Annotated in this window: 17 protein-coding genes; 5 read left to right on the top strand and 12 right to left on the bottom strand. The window is 69.1% G+C overall.

The window, feature by feature from the left end; all coding sequences use genetic code 11:
- Positions 1-48: 48 nt before the first annotated feature.
- The 4 genes from ACYVGQ_RS03285 to ACYVGQ_RS03300 all read right to left on the bottom strand — a co-directional run bounded on the left by ACYVGQ_RS03285 (position 49) and on the right by ACYVGQ_RS03300 (position 4,753).
- Positions 49-1,389 (bottom strand): dihydrolipoamide acetyltransferase family protein, encoded by a 1,341-nt coding sequence (locus ACYVGQ_RS03285; RefSeq protein ID WP_460783091.1) that lies wholly within the window; start codon positions 1,387-1,389, stop codon positions 49-51.
- Positions 1,390-1,538: 149 nt separating this feature from the next.
- Complete coding sequence (locus ACYVGQ_RS03290; RefSeq protein ID WP_460783092.1) at positions 1,539-2,519, bottom strand: alpha-ketoacid dehydrogenase subunit beta; 981 nt, start codon at positions 2,517-2,519, stop codon at positions 1,539-1,541.
- Positions 2,516-3,643, bottom strand: a complete 1,128-nt coding sequence (locus tag ACYVGQ_RS03295) for a thiamine pyrophosphate-dependent dehydrogenase E1 component subunit alpha (RefSeq protein WP_460783093.1) — start codon at positions 3,641-3,643, stop codon at positions 2,516-2,518. Before ACYVGQ_RS03295 ends, ACYVGQ_RS03290 begins: the two co-directional genes overlap by 4 nt.
- A gap of 27 nt (positions 3,644-3,670) precedes the next feature.
- A complete protein-coding gene (locus tag ACYVGQ_RS03300; protein WP_460783094.1) occupies positions 3,671-4,753 on the bottom strand; it encodes a histidinol-phosphate transaminase in 1,083 nt (360 codons plus the stop codon).
- 84 nt (positions 4,754-4,837) lie between these two features.
- On the opposite strand from ACYVGQ_RS03300, the gene ACYVGQ_RS03305 reads away from it, so the two are divergent.
- From ACYVGQ_RS03305 to ACYVGQ_RS03315, 3 genes are read left to right on the top strand one after another with little or no spacing between them, the layout of a single operon-like run.
- Entirely contained in the window at positions 4,838-5,044 is a 207-nt protein-coding gene (locus ACYVGQ_RS03305; protein ID WP_460783095.1) for a ribbon-helix-helix protein, CopG family, read from the top strand.
- A 7-nt stretch (positions 5,045-5,051) separates the two neighbouring features.
- Complete coding sequence (locus ACYVGQ_RS03310) at positions 5,052-5,420, top strand: type II toxin-antitoxin system death-on-curing family toxin (RefSeq protein ID WP_460783096.1); 369 nt, start codon at positions 5,052-5,054, stop codon at positions 5,418-5,420.
- A gap of 46 nt (positions 5,421-5,466) precedes the next feature.
- Complete coding sequence (locus ACYVGQ_RS03315) at positions 5,467-6,978, top strand: hypothetical protein (RefSeq protein ID WP_460783097.1); 1,512 nt, start codon at positions 5,467-5,469, stop codon at positions 6,976-6,978.
- Between the two features lie 245 nt (positions 6,979-7,223).
- On the opposite strand, the gene ACYVGQ_RS03320 is transcribed toward ACYVGQ_RS03315, so the two are convergent.
- On the bottom strand, positions 7,224-8,282 hold the full coding sequence (locus ACYVGQ_RS03320) for a LacI family DNA-binding transcriptional regulator (RefSeq protein WP_460783098.1): 1,059 nt from the start codon (positions 8,280-8,282) through the stop codon (positions 7,224-7,226).
- A gap of 59 nt (positions 8,283-8,341) precedes the next feature.
- Here ACYVGQ_RS03320 and ACYVGQ_RS03325 point away from each other — a divergent pair, with 59 nt between their 5' ends.
- Positions 8,342-9,568 (top strand): MFS transporter, encoded by a 1,227-nt coding sequence (locus ACYVGQ_RS03325; RefSeq protein WP_460783099.1) that lies wholly within the window; start codon positions 8,342-8,344, stop codon positions 9,566-9,568.
- 69 nt (positions 9,569-9,637) lie between these two features.
- Here ACYVGQ_RS03325 and ACYVGQ_RS03330 read toward each other — a convergent pair whose 3' ends face one another.
- Entirely contained in the window at positions 9,638-9,937 is a 300-nt protein-coding gene (locus ACYVGQ_RS03330) for a response regulator (RefSeq protein ID WP_460783100.1), read from the bottom strand.
- 147 nt (positions 9,938-10,084) lie between these two features.
- On the opposite strand from ACYVGQ_RS03330, the gene nucS reads away from it, so the two are divergent.
- On the top strand, positions 10,085-10,780 hold the full coding sequence (gene nucS, locus ACYVGQ_RS03335) for an endonuclease NucS (protein WP_460783101.1): 696 nt from the start codon (positions 10,085-10,087) through the stop codon (positions 10,778-10,780).
- A gap of 50 nt (positions 10,781-10,830) precedes the next feature.
- On the opposite strand, the gene araA is transcribed toward nucS, so the two are convergent.
- The 6 genes from araA to ACYVGQ_RS03365 all read right to left on the bottom strand — a co-directional run bounded on the left by araA (position 10,831) and on the right by ACYVGQ_RS03365 (position 17,312).
- Positions 10,831-12,345: an L-arabinose isomerase gene (gene araA / locus ACYVGQ_RS03340; RefSeq protein ID WP_460783103.1), complete on the bottom strand. Its 1,515-nt coding sequence runs from the start codon at positions 12,343-12,345 to the stop codon at positions 10,831-10,833.
- Complete coding sequence (locus ACYVGQ_RS03345; RefSeq protein WP_460783104.1) at positions 12,342-13,124, bottom strand: SDR family oxidoreductase; 783 nt, start codon at positions 13,122-13,124, stop codon at positions 12,342-12,344. The genes araA and ACYVGQ_RS03345 overlap by 4 nt, the downstream gene beginning before the upstream one ends.
- Complete coding sequence (locus ACYVGQ_RS03350) at positions 13,121-14,095, bottom strand: dihydrodipicolinate synthase family protein (protein WP_460783105.1); 975 nt, start codon at positions 14,093-14,095, stop codon at positions 13,121-13,123. The genes ACYVGQ_RS03345 and ACYVGQ_RS03350 overlap by 4 nt, the downstream gene beginning before the upstream one ends.
- Complete coding sequence (locus tag ACYVGQ_RS03355; protein WP_460783106.1) at positions 14,092-14,937, bottom strand: carbohydrate ABC transporter permease; 846 nt, start codon at positions 14,935-14,937, stop codon at positions 14,092-14,094. Before ACYVGQ_RS03355 ends, ACYVGQ_RS03350 begins: the two co-directional genes overlap by 4 nt.
- Positions 14,930-15,901, bottom strand: a complete 972-nt coding sequence (locus tag ACYVGQ_RS03360; protein ID WP_460783107.1) for a carbohydrate ABC transporter permease — start codon at positions 15,899-15,901, stop codon at positions 14,930-14,932. Before ACYVGQ_RS03360 ends, ACYVGQ_RS03355 begins: the two co-directional genes overlap by 8 nt.
- A 112-nt stretch (positions 15,902-16,013) precedes the next feature.
- Entirely contained in the window at positions 16,014-17,312 is a 1,299-nt protein-coding gene (locus ACYVGQ_RS03365; protein WP_460783108.1) for an ABC transporter substrate-binding protein, read from the bottom strand.
- Positions 17,313-17,351 lie beyond the last annotated feature (39 nt).

Raw genomic sequence — 17,351 nt, forward strand, 5'->3', positions numbered from 1 at the left:
GGAGGGCGATCGTTCGCACCTCCCCGCCTTCGCTTCGTCCTGGACGCGTCAGTCGACGAGCAGCGCAGGCTCCTCGAGGATCGCGGCGACGTCCGCGACGAAGCGGCTCATGCTATCGCCGTCGATCACGCGGTGATCGAACGATCCGGCGACCGTGGTGACGTAGCGGGGCCGCACCTCGCCGTCCACCACCCATGGCTTCTGACTGATCGTGCCCATCGCGATGATCCCCGCCTCGCCGGGGTTGATGATCGGCGTGCCGCCGTCCATCCCGAAGACGCCGATGTTGGTGATCGTGATCGTGCCGCCCTGCTGGTCGGCCGGCGGGGTCTTGTTCTCGCGCGCGGTGACGGTGAGGCGGTTCAGGGCGCGGGCGAGATCCTTCATGCTGAGATCCTGGGCGTCCTTGATGTTCGGCACGAGCAGTCCGCGCGGCGTCGCCGCGGCGATGCCGAGGTTGACGTAATGGCGCACCAGGATCTCGGCGCCGTTCTCGCCCTCGACCCAGGCCGCATTGACCATCGGGGTCCGACGGACCGCCCAGATCACGGCGCGGGCGACGATGAGCAGCGGCGACACCTTGATGTCGGCGTAGTCCGGCGAGGCCTTGAGCCGCCGGACGAGCTCCATCGTGCGCGTGGCGTCGACGTCCCTCCACACCGTCACGTGCGGGGCGCTGTACGCGCTCTGCACCATCGCCGAGGCGCTCGCCTTGCGCACGCCCTTGACGGGGATCGCCTCGCTGCCCGCCTCGTTGACGCCGCCGGGGGCGGATGCCGGAGCGACACCGCGGGCGAGCCCGATCGGCGCGTTCTGCGGGGCGGGGACGGTCTCCTCGCGCACCGTGCCCCATTCCGGGGTCTCGATGTTGCGGAACACGCTGGCCTGCGAGGCGTGCTGGACGACGTCCTCGCGCGTGACCTCCCCGTCCACGCCGGTGGGAGTCACTGCGGCGAGATCGACGCCGAGGTCGCGGGCGAGCTTGCGGATCGGAGGCTTGGCGATCACGCCCACCGAAGAGCGCACCGGGCGCTGGGCGGGCTTACGACGACGGGAGGTTGCCCCCGAGCCGCTGCCGTAGCCCACGAGGACCGATCCGCCGCCCTCGCCCGCCGCGGGGACGGTGGGGGCAGCCGGAGTGGGCGCGGCATCGGACACGAAGCTGATGATCGGCGTCCCGACCTCCACGGTCGTCCCCTCCGGGACGAGGATCTCGCCGACGACGCCCGCGCTCGGCGACGGCAGCTCCACGAGGGACTTGGCGGTCTCGATCTCGCAGATGACGTCGTTGATCGCGACCTCGTCACCGGGGGCGACCTTCCATGTCACGATCTCGGCCTCGGTGAGACCTTCGCCGACGTCCGGCAGATGGAAGTTCTGAGTGCTCATCGTGTGCCTTTCGCGTTGCTGCGTTTCGACTCGCTTCGCTCGCTCAACGAGCGGGAGGAGGTCAGCCGCTCAACGAGCGGGATGAAGTTTGGCCGCTCAACGAGCGGGAGGAGGTCGGCCGCTCGACGAGCGGGAGGACGGATGGCGGGTCAGTAGGAGAGGGATCGATCGACGGCCTCGAGGATGCGGTCGGCATCCGGCAGGTACACCCCCTCGAGCTTGGCGGGCGGGAAGGGGACGTCGAAGCCGGACACCCGGATCACGGGCGCCTCGAGCGCGTAGAACGCCTGCTCCATGACGGTCGCGGCGATCTCGCTGCCGACGCTCGCCTGGCCCTGCGCCTCTTGCGCGTATATCATCCGACCGGTCTTGCGCGCCGAGTCGAGGATCGGCGCATAGTCGATCGGCGACAGCGAGCGCACGTCGACGACCTCGCAGCTGGTGCCCTCCGCCTCGGCGAGCGCCGCGGCCTGGAGCAGCGTCGTCACGATCGCCCCGTGCCCGACGAGGGTGACGTCGGATCCCTGGCGCACGACGCGCGAGGAGTGCAGCGGGACAGCGGGCTCCGAGAGCTCGACCTCCCCCTTGTGCCAGTAGCGGCTCTTCGGCTCCATGAAGATCACCGGATCCTTCGAGCGGATCGCCTCCTGGATCATCCAGTACGCGTCATTCGGCGTCGACGGGCTCACCACGCGCAGGCCGGGGGTGTGCGCGAAGTACGCCTCCGGGCTCTCCTGATGGTGCTCGACCGCTCCGATGTGACCGCCGTACGGGATCCGGATCACGATCGGCAGGCTGAGCACGCCCTCGTGCCGGTTGGTGAGCTTGGCCAGCTGCGTGGTGATCTGGTCGAAGGCGGGGAACACGAAGCCGTCGAACTGGATCTCGACCACCGGGCGGAAGCCCGCCATCGCCAGTCCGATCGCCGTGCCGACGATGCCGGACTCCGCCAGGGGCGTGTCCAGCACGCGCTGGACGCCGAAGTCGCGCTGCAGATGCTCGGTGATCCGGAACACCCCGCCGAGCCTGCCGATGTCCTCGCCCATGAGCAGGACCTTCTCGCCGTCCTCCATCGCCTTGCGCAGTCCGGCGTTCAGAGCCTTGCTGAACGGCATGGTCTCGATGCTCATGCCCGTCCCTCCTCGAAAGACGCCTCGTACCGGGCCAGCCACTCCCGCTGCTGGTCCATCAGCGGGTGCGGCTCGCTGTAGACGTGCCCGAACATGCTGTCCGCGGTCGGCACGGGGAGCTCCAGCGTGCGCACGCGCAGATCCTCTGCGGCATCCGCGGCCTCGGCATCCACGTCGGCGAAGAAGGACGCCGAGGCGCCCTTTCCCTCCAGGAAGGCGCGCATCCGGGGGATCGGGTCGCGCCGCGCCCACGACTCCTCCTCGGAGCTCTCGCGGTACTTCGTCGGATCGTCGCTCGTGGTGTGCGCGCCGAGGCGATAGGTCACCGCCTCGATCGCGCGCGGTCCCTTTCCGCTGCGCGCCTCCTCCAGGGCCACGCGCGAGACGGCGTAGCTGGCGAGGACGTCGTTGCCATCGACACGGACGCTCGGGATGCCGTAGCCGGCGCTGCGCTCGACGAGCGGGACGCGCGACTGCGTCGTCACCGGCACGGAGATCGCCCAGTGGTTGTTCTGCAGGAAGAACACGGTCGGCGCCTGGTAGCTCGCGGCGAACACCATCGCCTCGTGCACGTCGCCCTGGCTGGAGGCCCCGTCGCCGTAGTACACGACGACGGCCTCGTCCCGCTCCGGATCGCCGGTGCCCGTCCTGCCGTCGAAGACGAGGCCCATCGCGTAGCCGGCGGCGTGCAGCGTCTGCGAGCCGAGCACGAGCGTGTAGATGCGCGTGTTGCCGTTCTTGGGGTCGGTCGGATCCCAGCCGCCGTGCGACAGACCGCGCATCACCTTGATGATGTCGATCGGGTCGACGCCGCGGATGCGCGTCACCACGTGCTCACGGTACGAGGGGAAGATGGCGTCCTGCGGGCGGGCGGCGTGCGCGGAGCCGACCTGGGCCGCCTCCTGCCCCCTGCTCGGCGGCCAGAGCGCGAGCTGGCCCTGCCGCTGCAGGTTGGTCGCCTGACCGTCGATGGCCCGGATCACCACCATGTCGCGGTAGAACTGCTCCAGCTCCGAATCACCGATCGCATCGATCAGCGGCAGGTAGGGCTCGGCGGCAGCGCTCGGGGCGAAACGGCCGTCTGCTTCCAGAACGCGGACGAGTTCGGTCTCTGACGAGGTCACCGTTCCACGCTATCCGAGGAAGTCCTCCTAGGGCTGGAGACTCCGCACAACGGATTCGGAAACCTGTAGGACCTTCTCCACGGATTCATGCTCCCCCACGGATATACGGATGCCGTCGCCGGCGAAGGGGCGCACGATCAGGTCGGCCTCGACGAACGCCTGCGCGATCTCCTCGGTCCGCTCGCCCGCGGGGAGCCAGACGAAGTTCCCCTGGGCGTCGGGCACCTCCCAGCCCTGCGCGCGCAGTCCGTCCCGCAGGGCTGCCCGACGCTCCACGATCACCGCGACCCTCTCGCGCAGCTCCTCCTCCGCGTCCAGGCTGGCGATCGCCGCGCGCTCGGCCGCCGAGGTGACCGACAGCGGGATGCCGGTGCTGCGCGCCGCATCCAGCACACGCGGGTGGCCGATCGCATAGCCGATGCGCAGCCCGGCCAGCCCGAAGGCCTTGGAGAACGTGCGGAGCACGACGACGTTCGGATGCGTCTCGAAGAGGCGCTCCCGCAGGCCGTCGACCGCGCCGTCGGCCGTCACGAACTCGGCATATGCCTCATCGAGAATGATCAGGACATCGGAGGGGACGCGTTCGGCGAAGGCTGCGAACTCGGCGCTCGTGACGATCGGACCCGTGGGGTTGTTGGGCGTGCAGACGATGATGACGCGCGTGCGTTCGGTCACCGCTTCAGCCATCGCGTCGAGATCGTGACCGGCATCCGCGCGGAGCGGAACCGGAACCCCGGTGGCTCCCGCAATGAGCGGGATGCCCGGATAGGCCTCGAAGGATCGCCACGCGAACACGACCTCATCGCCCGTCGACGCGGCGGCGAGCACGAGCTGGTACAGGATGGACACCGAGCCCGCGGCGACGTGCACTGCGTCGGCGGAGACTCCGTAGCGCTCGCCCAGCCGCGTGCGCAGAGCTCCGGCCGTGGCGTCGGGGTAGCGGTTCATCGGGACCGTGTCCTGCAGCGCCTCGAGCACCGAGGGCAGCGGGTCGAAGGGATTCTCGTTGCTGGAGAGCTTGAAGGCATCCGCTCCTGCCTGCCTGCCCTGGCGATACGGCGGCAGGGCGGCGATCTCGGGACGGATGCGGGGAAGGATCGGATCGGTCACGAGGATGAGTCTACGAGCGCGGGTGGGTGATGGAGAGGTGAAGAGCCTCGCCGGGTCTGTGCACCGGGTTGGTATCATTCTGGTATGGCTATGACAGTGCGCCTCCCCGAGGAACTCGACGCGCGGATCGAGACGATCGCTCGAGAGCGGCATGTCTCGAAGCACGCGGTCCTGATCGAGGCCGCGACGCGTTTCGCCGACACGGAGTCCAAGACTGCTCGCGTCCTCGCCGCCGTCGACGAGGTCGGCCAGCAGTATGCGGATGCGATTGCGCGACTCGAAGACGCCTGAACCAGGGATGACCGAGTACATCGAACCGGAACAGGCCCTGGCGGTCGTTGAGCACCTCGGACTTCAGGTGCGGGATCGAGGTCTGCTGTTCTCGGCGCTCGCTCGTCCGTCCGCAAGCATGTTCGGCATCGATGCCTACGAGACGATCGACCTCAAGGCCGCAGCACTCGTGAGCTCGCTCGCCCAGAACCACCCTTTGTTCGACGGCAACAAGCGGCTCTCGCTGTACCTCAGCTTCGCTTTCCTGCGCATCAACGGGATTGTGCCCACCTTCACGAACGACGACGCCTTCGATCTCGTTGTCGCCGCCGCGCAGAGCCGGCTCGCGCTCGAGGAGATCGCCGAGCGGTTCCGCACCCATACCCGTCCGGCGTGAGCGCCTTCGCCGGAGGAGACGGTGCGTGCATGCGAGAGTGGATGCCGTGACGCGCACCTGGATCCGAGAACTCGCCGGCTGGATCGGCGCCGCCGCGATCGCCGTGATCGTGACGGCACAGGTCGCCTCCACAGCCCGCGGCGGTTTGCTCCTGCGAGACGGCGACTCGCTGATCGTCGCCCTGTTCACCCGGTCGATCCTGGAGGGCGACGGGCTGGACTGGTCGATGTCCACCGTGCTGTTCGTCCCCGAGACCCTCGTCTTCAGCGCACTGCGGCTGGCTCTTCCGCTGGGGATCGACGCCCTCCTGCTCGTGAACGCGGTTGTGAACATGGTCGCCCTGTACGGCGCGGTGCGGCTCGTCGCAGGGCGTCGGGCACCGGGACGGGCACCGGTCGCCTGGTCGCTCGTCGCGGTCGCTGCCTTCGGCCTCCTCGCCGTCACCGAGACGTCCGGCTCCCGCGACGCCCTCGAGCTCGCATCCCTCCTGCTCACCACGACGTACTACTCCGCCACGGTCGTCGCCGTGGTGCTCGCGATCGGCATCGCCCGCCGCGTGAGCGACCGGGAGGGGCGGATCGCCGGATCGCTCGCCCTCCTGGCCGCGGTCAGCGCCGTCTCGACCCTCTCCAATCCGCTCTTCGCCGCATGGGCGACCGTTCCCCTCGGCGTCGTGCTCGGCCTCGCGGCCCTGCGCGCTGCCGGCCGCTCGCAGATGCTCGCACTGCTCACCTGGCTCGCGGCCGGCACCGCCGTCGGCCTTCTCGGACGTATTCCGCTGGCAGCATGGATCGAGAACTCCGGCATCGGCTACGCCAGACCGGAGCTCTGGCCGCAGTCCCTCGCGTACTACGCCGGACTCGCCGCCGACCGTCTGGCGACGCCGGCGGGCTGGCTCGCGGCAGTCCTGCTCGTCGGGCTCCTGGTCCTCGCCGTGCGAGGCACGCTCCGGGCTAGGTCGCGGGGGGAGCGGATCGTCGCAGCATCCGCCTGGGTGCTGCCGCTCGTCGTCGTCACCGGCGCGATCGCTCTGGGGACGAACGCCGCCCGCTATCTGGAGCCCGCCGCCTTCGCGCCGATTCTCGCTCTCGTCGCATCCGCGCGGGTCCCGGGACCCGCGCGCCGGATGTCGCGTCGAGCCGCCGGCGCGGTGACCGCCGCCGTCTCGGTCGTCCTGCTCGTCGGCACCGGGCTCGGCATCCCGCGGGTCGTCGCACAGGCGAGCACGCAGGACGCCGATCTGGTCTGCGTCACGGACTGGATCGACGCCTCGGACCAGACGGGGGCCGGGCAGTTCTGGACCGTCCGCCTGCCCAAGCTGCATCTCGAGGATCCGTCTCGGCTCGTGCAGGTCGACCATCAGCTGAACGGATATTCGTGGCTGGTGAACCGTGCCGACTTCGCGGCGACGGAGGTGACGTTCCTCATCGAGGACGAGCAGACCCAGAACTGGTCGCTGACGTCCTCCGCCGTGCCCACGGATGTGATCCCATGCGGCCGGTACACGATCTACGACTTCTCCCCCGAATCGCTCCCGCTCGGCTTCCCGCACCCCTGACCGCGCCGCGCGGTCCCCGCTTGCGCTCCCCATCCCCGCTCGCGCTCCCCATCCTGACCTCGCGCTGCGCCTCTCCGTGTCGCGCTGCCCACCCCCGTTCGCGCTCCCCATCCCCGCTCTCGCGCTGCTCACTCCGATGCCACGCTGCTCGTCCCTACGCGCGCTGTCGCGAAACGCGCAGCATGCGCAGGATTCAGCAGCGCGAGGAGAATCGCCGACCCCGGGCCCGACCGATGCAGGCGGGATCAGCGCGGGGCAGGGGAAGCCGTCGTCGTCCCGGCCCGGAAGCGGCAGGTCAGGTGCAGGGACGCCGCCGGCTCGCCGCGCAGCATCCGAGCGACCTGCTCCCCCGCCGCACGTCCCTTCTGCGTCGCCGGCTGCACCGTCGTCGTGAGGATGTGCCTGCCGATGCCGTCCACGTTGACGCCGTCGAAGCCGGAGACGCTGAGGTCCTGCGGCACGCGCAATCCGCGCTCCTCCGCCGCACGGATGACTCCCGCGGCGAGCAGATCGCTCTGCGCGAGCACCGCGGTGGGCCGTGTCGCCGGATCCGCGAGCAATGCGCGCCCTGCGATGACCCCCTCGTCGATCGAGCTGTTCGCGGCGGACACGGCCAGTGCGTCGGGGAACACGGCGCGCACACCGGCGAGGCGCTCCCTCGTCACGTCGACGGTCGCCGCGGCCAGACGCTCCCGGGTCACGGGGCCGCGTTCGCGTGAACTGTCCAGGGGCAGGGTCAGCACGGCGACATCCCGATGCCCGAGCCCGTGCACGTGCGCGGCGACCTCGCGCGCGGCATCCTCGCTGTTCAGTGTGATCTGGGGGATGCCCTCCCCGGCGTCCCCCTCGATGACCACGACGGGGATGCCCCGCCCTCGCACGGTCTCCAGGGAGGCGCGGGTGCGCCCAGAGCATCCGATCAGCACAGCCGCGTCCACCGGGGCGTTCGCGAGATTGGCGGCGTCCTCCCCGGCGTCCTCGCGCAGCAGCAGCACGCCGGCGCCGACCTCGGAGAGCCCGTCCGTGATGCCGTCCATCATGGCGATCGTCACCGGATCGAGGAAGACCGTGCGCAACGGGCCGTCCAGGACGACCGCGACGATGCCGCTCCGGCCGGTGCGCAGCGACGCCGCGCGGGGATCGGGCCCCGCGTAGCCGAGCGATGCCGCCGCGGCGAGCACGCGTTCCCGCGTGGCGTCGGCGACCTTCGCCTTCCCGCTGAAGACGACGGATGCCGTCGACGTCGCGACGCCTGCCGCGCGGGCGACGTCGGCGATGGTCGCACGACGGGGAGCGGTGTCCATGCGATCAGGATACGCGCCTGGTTTCCCGGAATCGAATCGATTCGATTACGCTGGCTCCCATGGACATCGAGCTGACCCGTTCGCAGTACGTGCGCTGGCGCACCGCGATCTTCGCCGTCTTCCTCGCCAGTGGCGTGTCCATCGCGACCTGGGCCGCGCGAGTGCCGGACATCAAGCTGGCCCTCGGCATCGACAACGCCCAGATCGGGCTGCTTCTGCTGGGCATGGGCATCGCCTCGATCCTCGGCATCTCGACGAGCCCCGCCGTGATGGCGCGCACGGGCGCGCGCCGAGGCATGCTGACGCTCCTGATCGCCCTGTCCGCCGGTCTCGTGCTCATCGGCCTCGGGACGACGGTTCTGGCGTCCTTCCCCGTCGTCATCGTCGGGCTGGCGCTGTTCGGCTACGGCAACGGATGCCTCGACGTCATGATGAACGTCGAGGCGACCGCGATCGAGCAGCAGGCGGGCAAGACGATCCTGCCGCTGTTCCACGCCTTCTTCAGCTTCGGCACCGTGATCGGCGCCGGCATCAGCTGGCTCGCGGCGACCGTCCAGGTGGCGGTCGCCCCGCACGCGATCGCGGTCGCTGTGCTCATCGTCGTCACGGCCTTCGTCAGCATCGCGAACGTCCCGAAGCGCGAAGCCGCGCTGGATCCGGCGACACCGCACGAGAAGCCGCACTGGCGCGAGCGCATGCACACCGCGCTCTCCGCGTGGCGCGAGCCGCGCACCTATGTCCTCGGCGTCGTGATGCTGGGCATGGCCTTCGCCGAGGGCGGGGCGAACGACTGGCTGGCGCTCGGCGTCAGCGAGGATCACGGCGCGGGGCCCGGGGTCGGCGCCGCCGCGCTCACGGCGTTCTCCGTCGCGATGACGGCGGTGCGCATCGTCGGCGGACCGCTCGTCGACCGCTTCGGACGAGTCCTGGTGCTGAGGGTTCTCGCCGTCTCCGCTGCAGGTGGGATCCTGCTGTTCATCCTGGCTCCGAACCTGCCGCTGGTCTTCCTCGGTGCGCTGCTCTGGGGCATCGGCGCCTCGCTCGGCTTCCCCCTCGGAATGTCCGCTGCGGCGGATGATCCCGCGAAAGCGGCGGCCCGTGTGAGCGCGGCGGCCACCATCGGCTATGCGGCCTTCCTCTGCGGCCCTCCGCTTCTCGGGCTCATCAGCGAGCACATCGGCCTGCTCAATACGCTGTTCATCCTCGTCGTCCTGGTCGCCGCGTCCGGAGCGGCATCCGGTGCGGCGCGTCCGCTGCGCGAGGATGAGAAGACGCCTGCACCCTGACCGACCGGACTCACCGGCTAGGAGAGCGTCACCGACGGACCGAAGGCGCATGACGGGCCGGCGGAAGCGTCACGGGAGTCTCTCGAGCCGCCGAGGCGGACCCTCGAGGCGGGCGATCGAGACCTCCACCCTGGCGATCTCCGCCTTGACACCGGCGATCTCACGATCGATCTCGCGGAAACGCTGATCGACCTCGGCAAAGCGCGCATCCACCTGGGCGAAACGCTGATCCACCTGGGCGAAACGCTGATCCACCTGCGCAAAACGCGCGTCCATCCGGTTGATCATCCAGCCGAAGCCACCGGCCAGCGCGACGAGGAGCGTCGCCACTCCGACGATCGTCGTCACCACTTCGATCGACACGGTCATGCCTCCATTCTGCTGCCGAATTCCGCTGATGTCACGAGAATACGAGTGCTTCTCGACCTGACCATTCCCGAGCACCAGCGACTGTGGACAACTCATGAAATAGCCGATTCGTGCAGGACGACTCAGCGCGAACGTTAGGCTCGACAGGTGCGTCTCGTCATCGCCCGCTGCTCGGTCGACTACACCGGCCGGCTCAATGCCCATCTGCCCCTCGCCACCCGCCTGCTCGTCCACAAGGGGGACGGGAGCCTGCTCGTGCACTCCGACGGCGGCAGCTACAAGCCGCTGAACTGGATGAGCCCGCCATGCACCCTCACCACCGAGGAGCCGGGAGAGGAGGAGGCCAGCGCCGGGGTCATCGACGTCTGGCGCGTGGCGCACAAGAAGACCGGCGACGCGCTGCGGGTGCAGATCTACGAGATCATCCACGACTCGAGCCACGACCTCGGCATCGACCCCGGCCTGCAGAAGGACGGCGTCGAGGCCGATCTGCAGCGTCTGCTCGCCGAGCAGGTCGAGCGAATCAGCGAGGGCGCCACGCTGGTTCGCCGTGAGTACCCGACCGCGATCGGGCCGGTCGACCTGCTGGTGCGGGATGCCGAGGGCGCCGCGATCGCGGTCGAGATCAAGCGCCGCGGCGACATCGACGGCGTGGAGCAGCTCACCCGCTACCTCGAGCTGCTCGGCCGCGATCCCCACCTCTCACCCGTGCAGGGCGTGTTCGCCGCCCAGGAGATCAAGCCGCAGGCGCGCGTGCTCGCCGAGGACCGCGGCATCCGCTGCCTCGTCCTCGACTACGACGACATGAAGGGCGTCGAGTCCGGGATTCCCCGCCTGTTCTGATCCAGCCGGGGCCGCGACCGGGTCAGAACAGGCGGATCAGGACGCGGGAGTCAGATCCCCCGCGCCAGGCGATGATAGGCCGAGCCCCAGCGCAGCTGCCTGCGGAAGTCCGGAACGGTCGTCCGCTCGTCGATCACCAGCACCTCCGAGCGTGTCATCTCGCCGAACTCCTCCCACACCGCTGCTCCCAGCTGAGTGCTCAGCACGGTGTGGTGAGCACCGCCCGAATGCAGCCATGCCGTCGTCGCCGTGCGGAAATCGGGTCGAGGCCGCCACACGGCGCGCGCCACGGGCAGGTTCGGAAGCGCCTCAGGGGGGTCGACCACATCGATCGCGTTCACGGTGAACCGGAACCGATCGCGCATGTCGGTCAGCGCGACGACGACGCCCTGCCCGGGCTCGGCGTCGAACACCATCCGCACCGGGTCCTCCCTGGAGCCGATCCCGAGGGGATGGATCTCGACCTTCGGCCTCATGGTCGTGAGCGTGGAGCAGATCTCCAGCATGTGCGAGCCGAGGATCCGCTCCTCGCCCGGGGTGAGGTCGTAGGTGTAGTCCTCCATGAGCGACGCGCCGCCGGGGAGCCCCGCCCCCATGACCTTGGCCACGTGGACGAGGATCGATGTCTTCCAGTCGCCCTCGGGTCCGAACCCGAATCCATCCGCCATGAGGCGCTGCACCGCGAAGCCGGGGAGCTGACGCAGACCGCCGAGATCCTCGAAGGTCGTCGTGAACGCCCTCGCCCCCTGCTGCGCCAGCAGATGCCGGAGCGCCGCCTCCTGCCGCGCGGCGTAGCGGAGCGACTCGTGCCGTTCCCCTCCGCGCCGAAGCTCAGGGACGAGCTCGTAGAGGTCCGCGTACTCGGCGACCAGCGCATCGGCCTCCGCATCGGCGACCTCTGCGACCGCCGCCGTGAGGTCCTCGACGCCCCAGGTGTTGACCTGGGCGCCGAAGCGCACCTGCGCCTCCGTCTTGTCCCCCTCCGTGACCGCGACATCGCGCATGTTGTCCCCGAAGCGCATGACGCGCAGCGATCGAGCGGCCGAACGCCCGGCTGCGGCACGGGTCCAGGTCGCGACCTCCCCCGTCACAACGGGATCGGACACATGGCCGACCACGACGGTTCGGGAGGTGTCGAGTCTGGCCGCGATGTACGCGAACTCCCGGTCGCCGTGCGCCGACTGGTTGAGGTTCATGAAGTCGAAGTCGATCGTGGCCCAGGGCAGCTCGATGTTCGCCTGCGTGTGCAGGTGCAGCAGCGGCTTGTCCAGGGCATCCAGTCCGGCGATCCACATCTTCGCCGGGCTGAACGTGTGCATCCACACGATCACCCCGATGACGCGGTCGTCGGAGTTGGCCTCCAGGGCGGCCCGGCGGATGCCTTCGCTGCCGGTGAGGACCGGCTTCCAGACGATCCGGACCGGGATGTCGTCCGCGTCGCCGAGGCGCTCGGCGACCACCTGCGATTGAGCAGCCACCTGGGCGAGCGTCTCCGGTCCGTACAGCTGCACGCTGCCGGTGAGGAACCACACCTCGCGGTCTGCGTAGATCTTCTCTCCGGTCATCGCGGGTCCGCCACCTTCAGCGGCTGACGGACGACCTTCCAGGTCGCCGGCTGCGACACCGGCTTCACCGTGACGAGGTCGATGTTCACGTGCGCGGGCAGCTCGACGGCATGCACGATCTCCCTGGCGATGTCCTCGGCGACCAGCGGATCGGGCACCCCGTCGTAGATCGCGTCGCGGCGGCCGGCGTCCCCCTGGAATCGCGTGAGCAGGAACTCGTCGGTCTTCACCATCCCGGGCGCGACCTCGATCACGCGGAGCGGCTCGCCGGCGAGTTCGAGACGCAGAGCGGCCACCAGGGCGTGCTCGGCGAACTTCGCGGCGTTGTACCCGCCGCCGTTCTCGGACACCACATGACCGGCGATCGACGTGACCGTGAGCAGGTCCGCGCCGCCCGTCTCCCGCGCCGCCTGGCGCAGCAGCGGCAGCGTCGCCGAGATCATCCGCTTGGTGCCGAGCACGTTGATGTCGTACATCCGCTGCCAGTCCTCGACGGCGCTCTCCTCCACCGAGGCCATGCCGAAGGCGCCGCCGGCGTTGTTGACCACGGCGTGCAACGGTCCCGTCGCGGCCAGATGATCGCGCAGCGCGTCGACGCTCGCCTGGTCGGTGAGGTCCGCCGCGAACACGTCCGCCCCGGTCTCCGCGGCCAGGTCGGCCAGCCGCTCCGCACGGCGCGCGACGGCGACCACAGCCCATCCGTGCTCCCGGAAGAGCCGCACCGTGGCCGCACCGATCCCCGAGCTCGCTCCTGTGACGACGACTCTCCTGCTGGTCATTTCTCTTCTCCTGTTCCTGAGATGCTTCCTGGGATGCTGATGGCGGCGGATGCGGAAGCCGCGCCGCCGCGCTCGTTGCGGACGCCCGCGGGCGGCGACGATCCGAAGGCTCCGGCGCGGACGGCGACGGCGAGCCGGTCGAGATCCTCGTCGTCCGGCGGGTCGACGGCGATCCGGAGAGGTCCAGCGGGGAGACCGCGGAGGCCGACCCCGGCCTTGAGCATCGCGAAGTCGCCGCCGCCGACCAGGGCGACCGCCTCGTCGATGTCGCGCTGCGTCGCCGCGAGATCCCCTTCGTGGGCGGTGAGTTCGCCGATCGCGCGGAGGAAGGGCTCGGGGAAGACGGCGCTCACGCCCGAGACGATGCCCGCCGCCCCTGCCTGCACGGCGCGGATCACGTCGCGATCCGCGCCGGAGAAGACGGGGAAGCCGGCGGGAACCGCGGCGAGATACTCCGCGACGGCCGCCGCATCCCTTCCACTGATCTTCGCCCCCGCGACTCCGGGGATGCTCGCGAGCTCCGCGAGCTCTGCCGGGGTCACATCGGTCGACGCGAACGCACGGTAGATGTACGCGTACACCTCGCCGCCGGGCACCTCTCTCGTGATCGCCTCGTAGTACTCCCGCACCGATCTCCTGCCCGCGGTGACGAAGTAGGGGGTGATGGCGGCGAACCGCCGGGCTCCCGCGTCCCATGCGGCACGGGCGTGCCGCACCGCCTGCGCGGTGGTCGCCGCGCCGACATGGGCGTAGACGCCTTCCGCCCCGAACCTCTCCACCGCGCGGGCGATCACGGTGCGCCGTTCGGCGTCGTCGAGCGCGGTGAACTCCCCCGTGGTGCCCGGGGTGAAGACCTCGCGGATCCCGGAGGCGTAGAGGCCGTCGAACAGGACCTCGAGCCCCGGTTCGTCGAGACCGCCGTCGACGCGGAGCGGGACGATCGTCGCGCAGATCAGCCGCAGCCCGCTCACTTCACGCTCCCCGAGGCGAGACCGGTGACGAGGTTGCGCTGCACCAGCATGAAGATGATCACGATGGGCGCGCTCACCACGAGGGATGCCGCCATGATCTGGTTCCAGTACACGTCGAGCTGCGTGGAGTACTGCTGCAGGCCGATCGCGATCGTCGCCGTGTCGGCGTTCGTCATCACCGACGAGAACAGGATCTCGCCCCAGGACGTCATGAAGCAGTACACGGCCACCGCGATGATCCCCGGACGAGCCACGGGGACGACGATGCGCAGCAGCGCGCCCATGCTCGTCGTGCCGTCCACCTTCGCCGACTCGTCGAGCTCCTTCGGCACGCCGTCGAGGTATCCGACGAGCATCCAGATCGCGAACGGCAGCTTGAACGTGAGGAACGTGATGATCAGCCCGAGGCGCGTCTGATAGAGCGCGTCCACGCCGATGAGCTCGTCGATGTTGACGAACAGCAGGAACAGCGGCATCAGGAACAGCACGCCGGGGAACATCTGCGTGGCCAGCACCGTCCGCAGGAACGCCGTCCGGCCGTGGAACCGGTAGCGGGAGATCCCGTAGGCGGCGAAGAGGGCGATGACCACGGCGAGCAGGGTGGCGATCGAGCAGACCACCACGCTGTTCACGAAGTAGCGGCCGAGCGGAACGGTCTCCCACATCTCGAAGAACGCCTCGAAGGTGAGATTCCTCGGCCACCACTCGAAGCTGTTCTTCACCTCTGCGAGCGGCTTCAGCGACGAGGTGACCATCACGTAGATCGGTATGAGGCTGAAGATCGTCAGGACGACCACGGTCGTCCAGCGGAAGATACGGAAGGACAGCTGGTCCTTATTCATCGCGTTCCCCTCTCCTATTCCACGCGAACCACACGGCGGTGACGATGAGCAGGAAGATCAGCATCAGGACGGACATCGCGGACCCCAGCCCGAAGTTCCAGTTGCTGAACGAGGCTCCGTAGATGTGGATGGTTATGAGGTCGGCGCTCTCCGGAGGCGTGGGCCCGAAGAGGACGAACGGGGTGTTGAAGTCGTTGAACGACCAGAGGAAGAGCATGAGGATCAGCACCGTGTTCACCGGGCGGAGCATGCGCAGCGTGATGTGCCGCATCTGCTTCCACTGATCTGCGCCGTCCAGTGCCGACGCCTCGTAGAGCTCGTCGGGGATCGACTGCATCCCCGCCATCAGCGTGAGGAAGGCGAACGGCCAGGTGCGCCAGACGTCCACGACGACCATGGCCCCGAAGGCCTTGTCGCCCAGCAGCCAGAACTGCGGGTCGTCGTAGACATGGAGGACGTCGACCAGCAGGTGGTTCACCAGACCGCTGTCGCGCTGGAACATGAAGCTCCAGACGATGACGCCGGCGAAGACGGGCATCGCGTAAGGGATGAGGAAGACCGTGCGCAGCAGGCCGCGGCCCTTGAAGGCGTTCTGCAGGGCGACGGCCGCCGCGAAGCCGAAGGCCCAGGAGATTCCCACGACGAGCACGGCGTACAGGATCGTGATGCCGAAGGAGTGCAGCATCCCCGCGCCGATCGAGGAGTTGAAGTCGAGGGCGACGCGGAAGTTCTCCAGCCCGACGAACGGCGCCTCGAGCCATTCCCTGATGTGGTACTGGTTCAGCTGGAACAGGCTGGTCAGCATCCCCGCGATCATCGGGAAGATGTGCACCAGCAGCTCCATCAGTACGGCGATGCCGATGAGGAGATACGGGGTCGCCCGGAAGACCCGTCGCCGCCGGCTCGGCGGACGATCGGGCGAGGATCCCCTCGGGCGGGTGGAGGTCAATGGGTTCGCAGACATGCGCTGTCCTGTCCTGGAGAGGCTGACGGCATCCGGGCGCCGGAACGCGCGGAGGGGGATCCGGGTCGACGCCGACGGACGCCGTCGACCCGGATGGTGGGATGGGGCGCGATCACTGGACCGGCATCTGGTCCTGCGCGTCGCTCAGCGCGGTCCTGATGTCGTCGATCGTCACGGTCTCCCCCGTCGAGACCCGGCCGAAGATCTGCGTCATCGCGCCTCCGGCGTTGGTCTGGAAGGAGTTGTTGTCACCGGTGACCGGCAGCGGCTGAGCGCCGTCCTCGAGGATGTCCACGAAGGTCTGCGCCGCATCCTCGTACTCCATGAAGTCCAGCGGGGAGTCCTTGAGCACCGGCAGCACCTGGTAGGCCTTGTCCAGGATCTCGAGCTCCTCCGGGCTGGTCATGAACTTCACCAGCTCGAGAGCCGCGTCCTTGTGATCGGTGGAGTCGAACACGGCGATGTTCGTCCCCGCGATCATGCTGGTGACGGGGTCGCCGCCGGAGGGCAGCGGGTCGAGCACGGGGAGCGGGACGACGCCGAAGTCGTCGGTGGTCATCCCTCCGGCGAGGATCGTCGCGATGCTGCCGCTCTGCAGGAACACCATCGCCGCGCGCCCCTGCGCGAAGTCGTTCGCGGAGTCTCCGCCGTTGATGTACTGCACGGCGGCCGGGTTGACCACGCCGCTGCGGAACACGTCGACGAGCTGGTCCGCACCCGCGACCATCCCCTCGGTGGTGAAGGTCGGGGCGGAGTCGTCGTCGAAGGGCGTGCCGCCGTTCTGCCGGCCGTAGACGTAGAGCATGTGCATCGTGGTGCTGATGCTCGCGCCGGGGAAGGTGAACCCGTAGGTGTCCGTGGCAGGGTCGGTGAGCGCCTCGGCCGCGTCGCGGAACTCCTGCCAGGTCGTCGGCGGCTCGAGGCCGGCGTCGGCGAACATCTTCTTGTTGTAGAAGAGGCCGTACACCTGGGAGTACAGCGGAACGGACGTGATCGGGTCGAGATCGCTCGTGCCGAAGACCGCCGGAATGTACCGGTCACGGCCCCCGATCGCGTCCAGGGCCGCTTCGTCCAGCTCCATGAGGGCTCCGGTCGAGCCGAACATGTACGCGTTCGTGTTGCCGAAGTTCAGCACGTCCGGGCCTCGACCCGTGCTGGCCGCCGCCAGGATCCGGTTGTTGATGTCCGGCCAGCCGATCACCTCGAGATCGACCTCGATCCCGGTCTGCTCGGTGAACTTGTCCAGCTCCGCGGTGAGGATCTCCTCGTCCGCGGGGATGCTCGGGCCCTGGTTCGTCGCCCAGTAGGTCAGGGTGACGTCCTCGTCGGACTCCGCCGATCCGGCGCATCCCGACATCGCGAGTCCCATCGCCAGCGTGCCCGCCAGCGCCATTGCTGCCCTCTTCTTCATCTTTCCTCCGTTGGTTGGTGGTGCGTTCTGCGGTTCAGG

The organism is Microbacterium tumbae (genome assembly GCF_054780175.1).